This is a genomic window from Siccibacter colletis, assembly GCF_025914095.1.
Taxonomy (GTDB): domain Bacteria; phylum Pseudomonadota; class Gammaproteobacteria; order Enterobacterales; family Enterobacteriaceae; genus Siccibacter; species Siccibacter colletis.
This window is the reverse complement of the sequence record NZ_CP074352.1, coordinates 1-15,344: the sequence shown is the minus strand read 5'-3', so window position 1 is coordinate 15,344 and position 15,344 is coordinate 1. Positions and strand designations below refer to the sequence as shown.

General features: G+C 58.6%; 14 protein-coding genes. 1 reads left to right on the top strand and 13 read right to left on the bottom strand.

Translation table 11 applies throughout. From position 1 onward, the window contains the following. Nucleotides 1-115: 115 nt before the first annotated feature. Both ibpB and ibpA read right to left on the bottom strand, forming a co-directional pair. Entirely contained in the window at nt 116-544 is a 429-nt protein-coding gene (ibpB, locus tag KFZ77_RS00070; protein ID WP_031522232.1) for a small heat shock chaperone IbpB, read from the bottom strand. A gap of 157 nt (nt 545-701) precedes the next feature. Continuing rightward, entirely contained in the window at nt 702-1,115 is a 414-nt protein-coding gene (gene ibpA / locus KFZ77_RS00065; protein WP_031522234.1) for a small heat shock chaperone IbpA, read from the bottom strand. A 309-nt stretch (nt 1,116-1,424) separates the two neighbouring features. On the opposite strand from ibpA, the gene KFZ77_RS00060 reads away from it, so the two are divergent. After that, nucleotides 1,425-1,745: a YceK/YidQ family lipoprotein gene (locus tag KFZ77_RS00060; protein ID WP_031522236.1), complete on the top strand. Its 321-nt coding sequence runs from the start codon at nt 1,425-1,427 to the stop codon at nt 1,743-1,745. Between the two features lies 1 nt (nt 1,746). Here the strand turns inward: KFZ77_RS00060 and KFZ77_RS00055 are convergent, their stop codons facing one another. The 11 genes from KFZ77_RS00055 to dnaA all read right to left on the bottom strand — a co-directional run bounded on the left by KFZ77_RS00055 (nt 1,747) and on the right by dnaA (nt 15,244). Then, the gene (locus KFZ77_RS00055; protein ID WP_264385106.1) at nt 1,747-3,009 is read right to left on the bottom strand and encodes a DUF3748 domain-containing protein; all 1,263 of its coding nucleotides are present in this window, start codon (nt 3,007-3,009) and stop codon (nt 1,747-1,749) included. A gap of 50 nt (nt 3,010-3,059) precedes the next feature. Further along, on the bottom strand, nt 3,060-4,397 hold the full coding sequence (locus tag KFZ77_RS00050) for an MFS transporter (RefSeq protein ID WP_169738119.1): 1,338 nt from the start codon (nt 4,395-4,397) through the stop codon (nt 3,060-3,062). 127 nt (nt 4,398-4,524) lie between these two features. Beyond that, entirely contained in the window at nt 4,525-5,673 is a 1,149-nt protein-coding gene (dgoD, locus tag KFZ77_RS00045) for a galactonate dehydratase (protein ID WP_031522241.1), read from the bottom strand. Then, nucleotides 5,670-6,287, bottom strand: a complete 618-nt coding sequence (locus KFZ77_RS00040) for a 2-dehydro-3-deoxy-6-phosphogalactonate aldolase (RefSeq protein WP_031522243.1) — start codon at nt 6,285-6,287, stop codon at nt 5,670-5,672. The genes dgoD and KFZ77_RS00040 overlap by 4 nt, the downstream gene beginning before the upstream one ends. Further along, nucleotides 6,271-7,149, bottom strand: a complete 879-nt coding sequence (locus KFZ77_RS00035) for a 2-dehydro-3-deoxygalactonokinase (protein WP_264385105.1) — start codon at nt 7,147-7,149, stop codon at nt 6,271-6,273. Before KFZ77_RS00035 ends, KFZ77_RS00040 begins: the two co-directional genes overlap by 17 nt. After that, complete coding sequence (dgoR, locus tag KFZ77_RS00030) at nt 7,146-7,835, bottom strand: D-galactonate utilization transcriptional regulator DgoR (protein WP_031522246.1); 690 nt, start codon at nt 7,833-7,835, stop codon at nt 7,146-7,148. The genes KFZ77_RS00035 and dgoR overlap by 4 nt, the downstream gene beginning before the upstream one ends. Before the next feature lie 226 nt (nt 7,836-8,061). Continuing rightward, nucleotides 8,062-8,874, bottom strand: coding sequence for a sugar-phosphatase (yidA, locus tag KFZ77_RS00025; protein WP_031522249.1), 813 nt, complete (start codon nt 8,872-8,874; stop codon nt 8,062-8,064). Between the two features lie 218 nt (nt 8,875-9,092). Next, complete coding sequence (gyrB, locus tag KFZ77_RS00020; RefSeq protein ID WP_031522250.1) at nt 9,093-11,507, bottom strand: DNA topoisomerase (ATP-hydrolyzing) subunit B; 2,415 nt, start codon at nt 11,505-11,507, stop codon at nt 9,093-9,095. Between the two features lie 27 nt (nt 11,508-11,534). Beyond that, the gene (gene recF, locus KFZ77_RS00015; protein WP_264386220.1) at nt 11,535-12,608 is read right to left on the bottom strand and encodes a DNA replication/repair protein RecF; all 1,074 of its coding nucleotides are present in this window, start codon (nt 12,606-12,608) and stop codon (nt 11,535-11,537) included. 139 nt (nt 12,609-12,747) lie between these two features. Beyond that, nucleotides 12,748-13,848, bottom strand: a complete 1,101-nt coding sequence (gene dnaN, locus KFZ77_RS00010; protein WP_031522254.1) for a DNA polymerase III subunit beta — start codon at nt 13,846-13,848, stop codon at nt 12,748-12,750. 4 nt (nt 13,849-13,852) lie between these two features. After that, nucleotides 13,853-15,244 (bottom strand): chromosomal replication initiator protein DnaA, encoded by a 1,392-nt coding sequence (gene dnaA, locus KFZ77_RS00005; protein WP_031522255.1) that lies wholly within the window; start codon nt 15,242-15,244, stop codon nt 13,853-13,855. Nucleotides 15,245-15,344: the final 100 nt, after the last annotated feature.

The following is a 15,344-nucleotide window of genomic DNA, read 5'->3' as shown; positions in this document are numbered from 1 at the left end:
CTGTACGTCACGGTTGCAGGAAGTGTACTGGCTTTGGCCGGGAAGTGACCAGATGTTCGCGTCCGGCAAACAAAAAAGGCTCCCGTCGGGAGCCTTTGTTTTTTACATCAGCCGGTTAGCTGTTGAGCGCCGGGCGCTCGCTGATGGCGATGCGCTGCGGGGCGATCTCTTCAGGCACGTTGCGCACCAGGTCGATGTGCAGCAGACCGTTGGTGAAGGTCGCGCCGGAGACTTCCATATGTTCAGCCAGCGTAAAGCTCAGGCTGAACGGCTGGGATACCAGCCCCTGATGTAGCCATTTCGGCTCTTTTTCCGGTTTTACCGGCGTACCGGAGATGGTCAGCCGTGTCCCTTCCAGCTGGACGTTCAGATCTTCCTGACGGAATCCCGCCAGCGCCAGCGTAATGCGATAGTGGTTATCGTCGCTTTTTTCGATGTTATAAGGCGGGAAGGTCTGGCTGTCAGCGGTGCTTTGCAGGGCGTTTGCCAGTTTGTCAAAGCCGATCCATTGACGCAGCAGCGGAGATAAATCGTAGTTACGAATAGTCATGGTCTGTCTCCTTCTGAGAAGCGAGTTCGCACGGATTCCCGGTTCGGCACTAAGCCGCGGGGAAAAGGTGCAGGTTAATAGCGAACGCAGGTTCGCCAGTGCTCCCGTTCGGCAAGCACATTTTTCAGGGCCGCTTTCGCGACCCGAATCATTAATTGATTTCGATACGGCGCGGTTTTTTCGCTTCCGGAATAACGCGCTCAAGGTCGATATAGAGCAGGCCGTTCACCAGATTAGCGCCGCGGATCTGAATGTTTTCCGCCAGCTGGAATTTGCGCTCAAAGTTGCGTTCGGCGATACCCTGGTAGAGATAGGTACGCTCTTTCTGCTCGGTCGCGTGGGAGCCTTTCACCACCAGCAGGTTGTCCTGCGCGGTGATCTCCAGTTCGCCTTCGGCAAAACCGGCGACGGCAATCGCAATGCGGTAGTGGTTTTCGTCTACCAGTTCAACGTTATACGGAGGGTAGCCGCCGTTGCTCTGGCTCTGGTTGTTTTCCAGCAGGTTGAACAGGCGATCGAAACCGATGGCGGAACGATAAAGCGGGGAGAGATCGAAATTACGCATAAAACAGACTCCTGAAATCAGCGAGAAATTACATTGCCTTCCGGTAACCGGACAGGCGGTCCAGGTAAGCACCCTGTCGGCGTGCTTCCGTTGTCTACATTCTCAAAATGGGTGCGCTTTCAGGCGTTTCAAGATCTAATGAGTGTGTTTTTTTGGCGCTTTACATATCTTTGCGTAGACTGAACAGGACAGGTTCACATAACAACTGCGACGATCACCACAGCGTAGCAACGGCGGACTACTTATTCCTGATGCCGGTGGTATAACCTTCGTCACCGGCGCATTGATGCCTACAAAATGATATCTATGATGATGAAAAACGTTCCTGGCAAATTTTTGGCTGGCGCCTGCGGTTTCGTACTCTGCGGCTGTTCCAGCGTTATGACACACACAGGCGGCGAAGAGGGTTACTATCCAGGTACCCGCGCCAGTTTTGAGCTGTTGCAGAACGGTGAGACCAGTTGGGGAGTGAAGCCGCTGGTGGCGCTGGATATGCCATTTACCGCCTTACTCGATACCCTGTTGCTGCCGTGGGATGCGTTCCGCGAAGACAACTCGGTGCGCTCCAGAGTGCGCAAAAGCGAGCGCGAGGCGCTCGCCACTAACTCCGTGATCCCACCTGCGCCCTGATTTATAAGCCGGTTTCCGTAGCCCACAGCTGACGGAAACCGTCCACTTCCTGCATCCAGGCAATCATCGCCCCGTCCGGGGAAAAGACCACCGCATCTGCCGACGGCGGTGCGTCGTGATGTTCCGTCAGGGCAAAAACGCTGCCGGTTACCGCATCACACAGCACTATCCGCCCGCCGCTGACAAAGCCCAGCATGCTGCCGGACGGATGCCAGTTAAACGCCGACTCCACCCCGCTTGCTTCGCGCGTCAGCTGCCGCGGTTCGCCGCCGTGCGGTGAGATTAGCCACAGCTGCGCCACGCCGCGCTCGTCGCACATCAAAAAGGCGATCTCCGTCCCCTGCGGGTTACTGCGCACCCAGTGGCGCGGGACGGTAGCGAGACCCGGATAACGGCGCGAATGGGTAAAGGTCAGGCGGCGCTGCGTCACGCCCGCAGGCGGGGCTGGCAGGGTGGTGTCCGTGCCGCACAGCGGGGCGTCACCCGGCGTCTGCCACGCTTGCGGGTTATCCGGCAGATCGACAATAAACAGCTCAGGCACCTTTTCATGGTTTAGCGACAGCGTATCGCCGATAAACGCCAGCGCACGCGGCTGCCAGCTACCGTCGGCCCGGCGATAGCCCTCCTCGCCGATCCAGCCCTCTTCATACGCGCGGTTGATCTCGTCGCTGCCGGGCGCAGGGGTTGGAGTGGTCTGGCTGACCAGCACGCACCAGTGGCTGCCGTCATATTCACGCGGATGATGACCGGGCACCGTCACCGGCCCCCAGGGCAGCGCCACACCGACGTTGCGCAGGTCGAGCACCGGGTCACGCTCGTGCAGCACGTGGTCATTATAGGTGAAGCTCAGGTAGCGCCCGTCCGGGCTCCAGACGTGCACATGGCTGCCGCCGCGCAGCGCGCCGGGGGTGTAGGGGGCGGTGATATCCATCGCATCAAGATTGGTGGCCGCGCCGTCGCGCACCACCACGCCGCGACGGTGATGGAAATCGTACTGCCAGCTGGCGTCCGGGTTCTCCGGGCCGTGAATAAAGACGTACTCATCGCGCTGGGGATTGACCGTCACCACGCCGACGTGCGCGCCCTGCGGGGCGCGGTAGATCACCTGCACCTCGCCGGTTTCGACATTCACGCGTTCAATGGTTTGTCCGGTAAACGATGCTCCGGAAGGACGAACGTCAAACGCCAGCCAGCGGCTGTCTGAAGTCCAGGTATTGATGTTGGTCAGCTGATGGTGACGCGCTGCAAAGGTGAGCTGTTTCATTGGGATACCCTGAAGCCATGACGGGCTTCAGGGTAGCCTATGCCGGGGATTTAGCCTACGCGTTTCACGTCGCCCACCAGCAGGATGTAGGAGAGCGCGCCGATCAGCGCGACGGCGGAGATATAGACCAGCGCCGGGCCAAAACCGTAGTCCTGCGCCAGATAGCCAATCACCAGCGGAACGGTGATGCCGCCGAGGCCGCCAACAAAGTTGAAGACGCCGCCGGTCAGGCCGATGAGGCGCATCGGTGCCAGCGAGGAGACCAGCGACCAGGTGATAGACGCAAAGCCGTTACCAAAGAACGCTACCGCCATCAGGGTCATGATCCAGATCGGGTCGTTGGTGTAGTTCGCGCCCATGATGCAGGTGGAAATCAGCAGCCCGCAGATAATCGGCGTTTTACGCGCGATGCCCAGCGAGTAACCTTTGCGCACCAGACGGTCTGCTACCCAGCCGGAGAGCAGTACGCCAACGAACGCGGCGAGGAAAGGCACCGTGGTCATAAAGCCGGCCTTCAGCGCGGTAATGCCTTTCTCCTGGGTCAGATAGTTCGGGAACCAGGTCAGGAAGAACCACAGCGTTGAGGTGACCGCGAACTGACCGAGGTAGACGCCAATCAGTTTACGGTGGAACACCAGCTTCCAGTCGGCGCGGGTCAGCGGCTGACGAGCTTCTTTTTTCGCCGGGGCGTCGCCGTCCACCAGGCCGCCACCGTCGCGAATATAGTCCAGCTCGGCTTTACTGATGCCTTTAGTGAGGCGCGGCGGCTGATAGACCTTAAACCAGATCAGCGACCAGATAATCCCGATGCCGCCGGTGACGATAAACACCCAGTGCCAGCTCAGCAGCTCCTGGATCCAGATCAGCAGCGGCGTCAGGAAGGCGAGGCCGACGAACTGCCCGGAGGTGTAGAACCCCACCGCCGAGGCGCGTTCATGCTCCGGGAACCAGCTGGTCACCATGCGGTTGTTGGTCGGGAATGCCGGGGCTTCGAAGATACCGGTAATGGCACGCAGGCCGATCAGCGACATCAGTCCGGTAGCGAAGCCCTGGAACAGGGTAGCCACCGACCAGCCGAAAATAGCGATGAAGTAGGTCAGGCGCGAGCCGACGCGGTCAAGGAACCAGCCGCCGGGGATCTGGCACAATGTATAGAGCCAGGCGAAAGCCGAAAAGACGTAGCCCATTTCCGCTTTAGTGATGCCGAACTCCTCCTGAATATGCGCGGAAGCCACCGCCAGGTTGGCGCGGTCTACGTAGCAAATCACCACGGTAATAAAGATCATCACCAGGGTGACATAACGACGACGTCCGGGTTTTGCAGTAGTCACTGGAATATCCATCGTAATCTGTCTCCAGATTTTGGGCATGGCGAAGCCGCTCACCATGCCCTGTAAGTTACAGAGGGTGGGTTTGATTTTTTATTTAAAAAACGGAACCGGAATGCGCTAAATAATTCGTGCCGGGTGACAAAAACGCAGCCAACGCATCACCAGCGCGAAGTATGACGCGCATTTACCATTCGGCGACGGAGCCGTCCTCGTGCCGCCACAGCGGGTTGCGCCAGTCGCTGACGTCTTTGCTGCGTGCGATCACCTGTTCTTCGTCGATCTCCACGCCGAGGCCCGGCTTCATCAGCGGTTTGAAGAAGCCGCCTTCCATGCAGAAGTCCTCTTTGTTCTTCACGAAGTCCAGCAGCTCTGCGCCCTGGTTGTAGTGAATGCCCATGCTCTGCTCCTGGAATACCGCATTGCGCGAGACAAAATCCACGTGCAGACAGGCGGCCAGCGCGATCGGCCCGAGCGGGCAGTGCGGGGCCAGCGCCACGTCATAGGCTTCCGCCATACCGGCGATTTTGAAGCATTCGGTGATGCCGCCAGCGTGGGAGAGATCCGGTTGCAGGATGGCGATGCCGCCCGCTTCCAGCACGCGCTTAAATTCGAAGCGCGAGAACATACGCTCCCCGGCAGCGATAGGAATATGGGTCTGGGCGGCGAGGCGCGGATAGTATTCCGCCTGCTCGGCCAGCACCGGCTCCTCAATAAACAGCGGGCGATACGGCTCCAGCTCTTTAATCAGGATTTTTGCCATCGGCGCGCTGACGCGACCGTGGAAATCGAGGCCGAATTCAATGTCATAGCCAAACGCTTCGCGGATCTGCGCCACCGTATTCACCGCCGCATCCACTTTACGGGAGTCGTCAATCACGCCCAGCTCTTCGCAACCGTTAAGCTTAAAGGTGTCGAAGCCAATTTCACGCAGTTTGCTGATGCCCGCGATCACTTCTGCCGGACGGTCGCCGCCAACCCAGCTGTAGGCTTTGATTTTGTCGCGTACCAGGCCGCCCATCAGCTGCCATACCGGCGCGTTGAGCACTTTGCCTTTGATGTCCCACAGCGCCTGGTCGATACCGGCGATGGCGCTCATCAGGATCGGGCCGCCGCGATAGAAACCGGCGCGGTACATCACCTGCCACAGGTCATTGATGCGCGCCGGGTCCTGGCCAATCAGGAACTCGCCCAGTTCGTGTACCGCAGCTTCCACGGTGCGCGCGCGCCCTTCGATGACCGGTTCGCCCCAGCCGACAATGCCTTCGTCGGTTTCGATTTTCAGGAACATCCAGCGCGGGGGTAAACGGTAGGTTGTCAGTCTGGTAATTTTCATTGCACTGCCTCTTGATACGCCTTAACAAATGCTGCGGCCTGCTGCGCCGTGCGCTCCACGGACTGCCCGGCGCGATAGAGATCGCTGCCCAGTCCGGCACCCACGCAGCCTGCTTTCATCCACTGCGCCAGGTTCTCCGGCGTCACGCCGCCGACGGCAAATACCGGCACATCCGCAGGCAGTACTGCCTTAAGCGCTTTGATGTAGTCCGGGCCAAACGCCGATGACGGGAAAATTTTCAGCGCCTGCGCGCCCGCGTCCAGCGCGGTAAACGCTTCGGTGGCGGTGGCGCAGCCGGGGCAGACGGTCATGCCGTGCGCTACAGCGCGACGAATGACTTCCGGCTGGATATTCGGGGTGACGATGAGCTGGCAGCCCATCTCTGCAAGCTGATCCACCTGCTCCGGTTTCAGCACCGTTCCGGCGCCAATCAGCGCCCGATCACCAAACGCCCGGACCATAGCGGGGATGCTCTGTTCCCACTGCGGGGAGTTAAGGGGGATCTCGACCGCGTCAAAGCCTGCGTCCAGTACCGCGGCGACGTGCGCGTGCGCCTCGTCGGGGGTAATGCCGCGCAGGATGGCGATCAGCGGGAGGTTAGTTTGCCACTGCATGTGCGATGCTCCTTATGCCTGCCTGAAATGCCTGTTCACCGTCAATGACCTGCACATCGCGACCGATAGCGGCAAAAGCACGCTGATAGCGACGAGCAAGCGCCGGACTGGCGACCAGGGTGATAACCTGCTGAGCGGCAACGTCGGCGGTCATGGTCGCCACTTCGCTGCCAATCAACAGGCCAGAAAGGAATTCGCTCACCTGCTCGCGAGGCAGCGAGCCGAGGACGTGAGAAGCCCGCACTTCAAACAGCTGCGGCAGCAGTGCCGGGGCGTTGAGGCCACGCGTCAGGCCGGCGTCAAACGCATCCGCGCTGTCGGTTTGCTCGGGCAGCCCGGTGCCCACCAGCGAGTGGCGCAATAAGATATGGTGCAATTCGCCGGTCATGGCGGTGCGAAAATCGACGATCTGCTGCGCATCGGCCTGCACCCATTTGCAGTGGGTGCCGGGCATCACATACAGCGAGGCCGGAGCCAGATCGCGCGCGCCGAGAAGCTGGGTCTCTTCGCCGCGCATGACGTTGTGATTGTCGTCGCGGTTAACGCTGAGACCGGGGATTATCCAGACGTTGTCGATAACCGGCGTCAGCTGTTCGCCGATGGCGCTGAACCGCGCCGGGCAAGGCAGGTAGGGGGCGATTTTCCAGCCGGCGTTACTGCCGACCATGCCCGCCATCACCACCGGGGTCGGCTCATCGCGCCAGCCCTCGGTCACTTCCGCTAACACCGCGTCGGGGGATTTGCCGTTCAGGCGCGTGACGCCTGCTTCGGATTGCCTGCTCTCCAGGCACTCGTCGCCCTGGTAACGCCAGGCGCGGAGGTTGGTGGATCCCCAGTCGATTGCGATGTAGCGAGATGTCATGTGATTTCCTTTAGCCTTCGGGTGGAGCTGGCAATCATGGTGAGCGCCGCCTGCTCCGCTGCATCGCCGTCCTGATGCCGGATGGCATCGAACAGCGCCTTATGTTCCTGGAGCGTTTTCGGCATGTTGGCCTCATCGCCCATCCAGGTTCGTTCAAATACCGCCCGCTGCAGGGAGCCTATGGCCACTGTGAGCTGCTGCAGCACCGGGTTATGCACCGCCTGAAGCACCGCGTCGTGGTAGCGAATGTCCGCTTCATTAAAGGCGTCGCGATCCTGGTTGTTGGCGACCATATCGTTCAGCGCCGCTTCAATCTGTGCCAGGTCGCTGGAGGTGGCGCGCTCTGCTGCCCAGCGGGCAATAGCGGGTTCCACCAGATTTCGTACTTCGCTCATCGCGCTGATGAGTCGCGGGTCGTAGTCGTTTTCCAGCACCCACTGCAACACCTCGGTATCGAGGTAGTTCCACTGGTTGCGCGGGGCGACAAAGGCACCGCGATAGCGCTTCATCTCGATCAGCCGTTTCGCCATCAGCGAGCGAAACACTTCCCGGATGATGTTGCGCGAGGTTTCAAACTCTTCGCACAGCTCTGCTTCTGCTGGCAGCGCCGCGCCGGGTACATATTTCCCGCTGACGATCTGGCGGCCAAGGTCGACGATGATGCGGTCAGTTTTCGTGAGGGTCATGACGTGTCCTTATGAACGTTGTGTCCTTAGCTACTTTACCCTGCCTGCCGCTTTTCGCCTCATCTTTGCAGTACAAACATGCAATGACTTGCCGTCCTAATGATCACAATGTAGTACAATCATATTGTGTTGTACTACAATCCTGATCACAAAAACGACACAAGAATATATTCAGGGCAAAAAAAAGCCCCGATGCATAATCGGGGCCGATGGGTAACCGCCGTGGTTACTGCAGCGCAAACTTCTCAATAGCGTAAGCGACGCCATCTTCCAGGTTGGATTTGGTCACGAAATCAGCCACCTCTTTCACCGACGGGATGGCGTTGTCCATTGCCACGCCGACGCCCGCATATTCCAGCATCGCGATGTCGTTTTCCTGATCGCCAATCGCCATCACCTCTTCCGGCTTGATGTTCAGCGTTTCCGCCAGGGCGTGCACGCCGGTGCCTTTGGTCACGCGCTTGTTAAGGATCTCAAGGAAGTACGGAGCGCTTTTCAGCACGGTGTACTTCTCACGCACCTCGTCCGGAATGCGCGCGATGGCTTTGTCGAGGATCTCCGGCTCGTCGATCATCATCACCTTCAGGAACGCGGTATCCGGGTCCATGTTTTCCGGCTCGCAGAACACCAGCGGAATAGTGGCGACAAAAGATTCATGCACGGTGTAGGCGCTGATATCGCGGTTAGCGGTATAGAGCGTGTTGCGATCCAGGGCGTGGAAGTGAGAGCCCACCTCGCGGGAGAGCTTTTCGAGGAACAGATAGTCGTCATAGTTGAGCGGCGTTTGCGCCACGGTGCTGCCATCTCCTGCTTTCTGAACCAGCGCGCCGTTATAGGTAATGCAGTAGTCGCCCGGCTTATCCATGTGCAGCTCTTTCAGATAAGTGTGCACCCCGGCGTACGGGCGGCCAGTGGTAAGCACGACGTTGATGCCGCGCTCGCGGGCGCTGGCAATCGCATTTTTAACGGCGGGAGAAATGGTGTGATCGGGCAGCAGTAAGGTGCCGTCCATGTCGATTGCAATAAGTTTGATAGCCATGTGTTCCCCTGCGTAAATGAGTCCTTCCGCATGCTAACGCGATTTAGTTCAAAAAACAGTAGCAGCCTGGGGAAGAAAGGGGGATGGAATGGTCGGGAAAAGTGCCGGTTATTCAATGGCGGGAGTGAAGCGTATGACGGTGGGTGCGCCAGACTTATCCACCCTGCGACATAACAGCGACGCAGGGTGGAAGCGTGGCGCACCCGCCACAGCGATGATCAGATATCGATATTCGCCGCTTTCAGGGCGTTTTCTTCGATAAAGGCGCGGCGCGGTTCTACGGCATCGCCCATCAGGGTGGTGAACAGCTGGTCAGCGGCAATCGCGTCCTTAACGGTTACGCGCAGCATGCGACGGCTTTCCGGGTCCATTGTGGTTTCCCACAGCTGATCCGGGTTCATCTCGCCCAGACCTTTATAGCGCTGGATTGCCAGACCGCGACGGGACTCTTTCACCAGCCACTCCAGTGCCTGTTCGAAGCTGGCGACCGGCTGACGACGCTCGCCGCGCTCGATGAACGCGTCCTCTTCGATCAGCCCGCGCAGTTTCTCGCCCAGGGTGCACAGACGACGGTATTCCCCGCCCAGCACGAACTCCTGATCCAGCACATAGTCGGTATCGACGCCGTGCGTACGCACGCGCACGACCGGTTCGAACAGGTTCAGCTCGGCGTTTTCGCGCACGTCATATTTCCACAGGCTGCCGTGCTGCTCGTTGTCGTTCAGCGTGGTGATGAGCGCGGAAACCCAGCGCGTTACCTTCGCTTCATCGCTCAGATCGGCATCGGCCAGCGTCGGCTGATAAACCAGCTCTTTCAGCAGTGAACGCGGGTAGCGGCGCTCCATGCGGCCAATCATTTTCTGCGCGGCGTTGTACTCGGAAACCAGCTTCTCCAGCGCTTCGCCGGCGATAGCCGGTGCCGAGGCGTTGGCGTGCAGCGTTGCGCCATCAAGAGCGATAGAGATCTGGTACTGATCCATCGCCTCATCGTCTTTGATGTACTGCTCCTGCTTGCCTTTCTTCACTTTGTACAGCGGCGGCTGCGCAATGTAGACGTGGCCGCGCTCAACGATTTCCGGCATCTGACGGTAGAAGAAGGTCAGCAGCAGGGTACGGATGTGCGAGCCATCGACGTCCGCATCGGTCATGATGATGATGCTGTGATAGCGCAGCTTGTCCGGGTTGTACTCGTCGCGACCGATGCCGCAGCCCAGCGCGGTGATCAGCGTCGCCACTTCCTGCGAAGAGAGCATCTTGTCGAAACGCGCTTTCTCGACGTTGAGGATTTTACCCTTCAGCGGCAGAATCGCCTGGTTCTTGCGGTTACGGCCCTGCTTCGCAGAACCGCCCGCGGAGTCCCCTTCCACTAAGTAGAGTTCGGACAGCGCCGGGTCACGCTCCTGGCAATCCGCCAGTTTGCCCGGCAGGCCAGCCAGATCCAGCGCGCCTTTACGGCGGGTCATTTCACGGGCTTTACGCGCCGCTTCACGCGCGCGGGCCGCGTCGATGATCTTACCGACCACGATTTTCGCGTCAGACGGGTTCTCCAGCAGGTACTCGGCCAGCAGTTCGTTCATCTGCTGCTCAACCGCGGATTTCACCTCGGAAGAGACCAGCTTATCTTTGGTCTGCGAGGAGAATTTCGGGTCCGGCACTTTCACGGAGACCACGGCAATCAGGCCTTCGCGGGCATCGTCGCCGGTGGCGCTGACTTTCGCTTTTTTGCTGTACCCTTCTTTATCCATGTAGGCATTCAGGGTACGGGTCATCGCAGCGCGGAAGCCCGCCAGGTGCGTACCGCCGTCGCGCTGCGGAATGTTGTTGGTGAAGCAGTAGATGTTTTCCTGGAAACCGTCGTTCCACTGCAGCGCCACTTCCACGCCAATCCCGTCTTTTTCTGTAGAGAAATAGAAGATATTCGGGTGAATCGGGGTTTTGTTTTTGTTCAGGTACTCCACGAACGCTTTGATGCCGCCTTCGTAGTGGAAATGGTCCTGTTTGCCGTCGCGCTTGTCATTCAGGCGAATAGAAACGCCGGAGTTCAGGAACGACAGCTCGCGCAGGCGCTTCGCCAGAATTTCGTATTCGAATTCGGTAACGTTGGTAAAGGTTTCAAGGCTCGGCCAGAAACGCACCACGGTACCGGTTTGCTCGGTTTCACCGGTGACGGCCAGCGGAGCCTGCGGCACGCCGTGCTCGTACACCTGCTGGTGCACTTTGCCTTCGCGGCGAATAACCAGTTCAAGCTTCTGGGAAAGGGCGTTAACCACAGAGACGCCCACGCCGTGCAGACCGCCGGATACTTTATAGGAGTTATCGTCGAACTTACCGCCGGCGTGCAGCACGGTCATGATCACTTCCGCCGCCGACACACCCTCTTCCGGGTGAATACCGGTCGGGATACCACGCCCGTCATCCGAGACGGACACAGAGTTGTCAGCGTGAATGGTCACCACGATGTCTTTACAGTGACCGGCGAGCGCTTCGTCGATAGCGTTATCTACCACCTCAAATACCATGTGGTGCAGACCGGTGCCGTCATCCGTGTCGCCGATATACATGCCCGGGCGCTTACGCACCGCATCCAGCCCTTTGAGGACTTTGATACTGGAGGAGTCATAAGAATTCGACATCAACGTTTCTCGCTCATTTATCTTGGGTTAATCCGTTATTTTACCCTTTTCCACGGTGAACATCTTCGAATTTTTGTCCGACATGTCCATTACGTGTTCGGCGCTAATGGCGCTCACAAAGACCTGCGACTGCGTGGCTTTTAACCGGTTCGCAAGCAGGGCCCGGCGGGCGTCATCCAGCTCCGAGGCAAAATCATCTATCAAATACAGGCAGCGCCTTCCGCTTTCGCGCGTCAGGAACTCCCCCTGTGCGAGACGCAGCGCGCACATCAGGAGCTTGAGCTGCCCGCGCGACAGGGTGTCTTCCACCGGCGCGCCGTCGGCCCGAATGCGGAAATCCGCCTTATGGGGGCCGTGCGCCGTATAGGTTAGCATCCGGTCACGTTCGAAGTTTTTCTCCAGCACGTCGGCATAATCCGCCTCTTTTTCCCAGCCGCGCTGGAAACTGAACGTGAGGGAGAATTCAGGTAAAAACTGTGCGCAGGTATCGGCCATGTCGGCGGCGATCGCCGCGCTGTAGTCGGCGCGCCACTGGCTAATCTGTTCGGCCAGCGGGATCAGCTCCTGATCCCAGGGCCGCAGCTGCGCGTATCGGGTCACCTGACGAAGCGCGGCATTTCGCTGCTTTAACAGGCGTTTTAAGTTGCTCCAGGCGACGAAAAAGCCCGGTTCGTTGTGGAAGCATCCCCAGTCGAGGAATGCTCTTCGGTATTTGGGGCCGCCGCCGAGCAAAGTAAACCCCTCGGGGGTAATCAGCTGCATCGGCATCAACAACGCAAGCTCGGCAACCTTATGGCCGTCGGTGCCGTCGATGCGCACCTTGCTGTCGCCGTGTTTATCTTTGGTCAACCCGATGGCGGTTTCACGTTCGTCATTCTGCAGACGTCCGTGCAGCACAAACGCCTCCTGCTCATGACGGATCACCCGGCCAATCTGCAGACTGCGGAACGCACGTCCGTGCCCAAGGGTGTAGATCGCTTCCAGCACGCTGGTCTTGCCGCTGCCGTTAGCGCCGACTAAGAAGTTAAATCCGGGAGAAAGCGCGAGATCCGCATTCTCGATATTGCGGAAGTCTTTGATGAGTAGACGGGATAGCGACATGATCAATTCTTAGCCAGGGCGTTATCGGCGCAGTTAGTCTGGTTTCGGCCAGCGCGCAGCAACCGGAGCGTACTGAAGTACGTGAGGATTGCGAGCACTGCCCGGAGCCAGAATAACAAGTAAGATAGCCCGATATTTTCTAAAGCCTCATGGGCATGACGACATAGGCTGCGGATGTACTCGCCGCATCTTCAATCTGCACGCTCGACACCGAGTCCGTCAGCAAAATCCGCACGTTTTCGCACTTCAGCGCGTTCAGCACATCCAGCACGTAACTCACGTTGAAGCCGATTTCCATCTCGGTGCCTTCGTAGGCGACGTCGAGGATCTCTTCCGCTTCTTCCTGTTCCGGGTTGTTGGCGGTGATTTTCAGCTGGTTCTGGCTGACATACAGACGCACGCCGCGGAATTTCTCGTTCGAGAGAATGGCCGCGCGGGCAAACGCCTGCTTAAGAATGTCGCAGCCGGCATCAAGGTGTTTATCGGGATTCTTCGGCAGTACGCGACGATAATCCGGGAAACGGCCATCAACCAGCTTGGAAGTAAAGATGTAGTCGCCTACGTGAGCGCGAATGTTGTTGCTGCCGATCTGCACACGCAGCGGGTTTTCGCCGCCGTCGAGCATACGCATCAGCTCGATAACGCCTTTACGCGGCACGATCACCGAATGGTTGGGCAGCGATACGCCGATAGGCATGGAACAAACCGCCAGACGGTGACCGTCGGTGGCGACGGTACGCAGCTCTTCGCCTTCGGTTTCAAACAGCATCCCGTTGAGGTAGTAGCGAACGTCCTGATGCGCCATTGAAAACTGGGTCGCTTCAATCAGGCGCTTCATGGTCGCCTGCGGCAGCGTGAATTCAACGTTGCTCTGCCAGTCGTCCAGATTCGGGAAATCCGCCGCCGGGAGCGTGGAGAGCGAGAAACGGCTGCGCCCGGAGCGCACCAGCATGCGGTCGCCCTCAAGCTGCACCGCGATTTCCGCCCCTTCCGGCAGACCACGACAGATATCAAACAGCTTACGCGCCGGAACCGTGGTCGCGCCGGGTTCGTGCGGCGACACCAGCGCCACCCGCGCGATCATTTCCATTTCCAGATCGGTGCCGGTCAGCGACAGCGTACCGTCCGCGACTTTCAGCAGCAGGTTACCGAGGATAGGCAGCGTCGGACGACCGCCCAGCGGGCCGCTTACCTGTTGCAGCGGCTTTAAGAGATGTTCACGTTCTACGGTAAATTTCATAGCGTCACGAAGATAATGTTCTGATTAAATTGGAAAAATCTTCTTTGATATCATGGCTCTCTTCACGCAACTGTTCGATTTTACGACAGGCGTGGAGCACAGTGGTATGGTCGCGCCCACCAAAAGCGTCGCCGATCTCCGGCAGGCTATGGTTGGTCAACTCTTTTGCCAGTGCCATCGCCATCTGGCGCGGGCGGGCAACGGACCGCGACCGTCGTTTCGACAGCAGGTCCGCCACTTTAATTTTGTAGTACTCGGCCACCGTTTTTTGAATGTTATCGATGGTGACCAGTTTTTCCTGAAGCGCCAGCAGATCGCGCAGCGCTTCACGTACAAAGTCGATGGTAATTGCGCGCCCGGTAAAGTTGGCGTTAGCAATCACGCGGTTCAGTGCCCCTTCCAGCTCACGCACGTTGGAGCGCAGGCGCTTGGCAATAAAGAAGGCCACTTCACCCGGCAGACGAATGTCGTTTTCGTCAGCCTTTTTCATCAGGATCGCCACGCGGGTTTCCAGCTCCGGCGGCTCGATCGCCACCGTCAGTCCCCATCCGAAACGGGATTTGAGACGATCTTCCACACCGTTGATCTCTTTCGGATAACGATCCGAGGTGAGAATGATCTGCTGATTGCCTTCCAGCAGGGCATTAAAGGTATGGAAAAATTCTTCCTGGGATCGTTCTTTATTAGCAAAGAACTGGATGTCATCGATCAGCAGCGCATCCACCGAACGGTAGTAGCGCTTGAACTCTTCAATAGCGTTGTTTTGCAGCGCTTTAACCATGTCCTGCACGAAGCGCTCGGAGTGCATGTACACCACTTTGGCATTGGGCTTGCGCGCCATAATGCCGTTACCGACCGCATGCAGCAGGTGCGTTTTACCCAGCCCGGTGCCGCCATAAAGGAACAGCGGGTTGTAGGCGCCGCCCGGGTTATCCGCCACCTGACGCGCCGCCGCACGGGCAAGCTGGTTCGATTTACCTTCAACGAAGTTATCGAAGTTGTGTTTCAGGTTGACGTTCGAGCGGTAGGACGGCTCGGCGGGCGCGGGCATGTTATCCCAGCTCGGACGCGCGGGGGCCGCGCTGCGAACGGCCTGCGCCTGTGCGGGTGCTGCCTGGCTGTTTACCGGCGCGCGCTGCGGCTGCGTTGCCGGCTTGCTGCCCACTTCAAAACGCAGCAATGGCGCATCGGTACCGCAGAAATCGTTTAACAGTCCATTGATATTGTTGAGGTATTTGTCCCTGACCCAATCGAGCACAAAACGGTTTGGCGCGTACAGGGCCAGCGTGTTATCGCTCAGTTCCGCCTGTAGGGGGCGTATCCACATACTGAATTCTGTGGCTGGTAACTCATCCTGCAATCGGGCAAGACACTGCTGCCAAAGCGAAAGTGACACGGCGGACTCCACTCGAACAAAGTCGACAATTAAAGACGAAGACTGAAACATTCATGATTGTGTGACACACGCCGGTAAGACCACGATGGGGTGGCGTGCG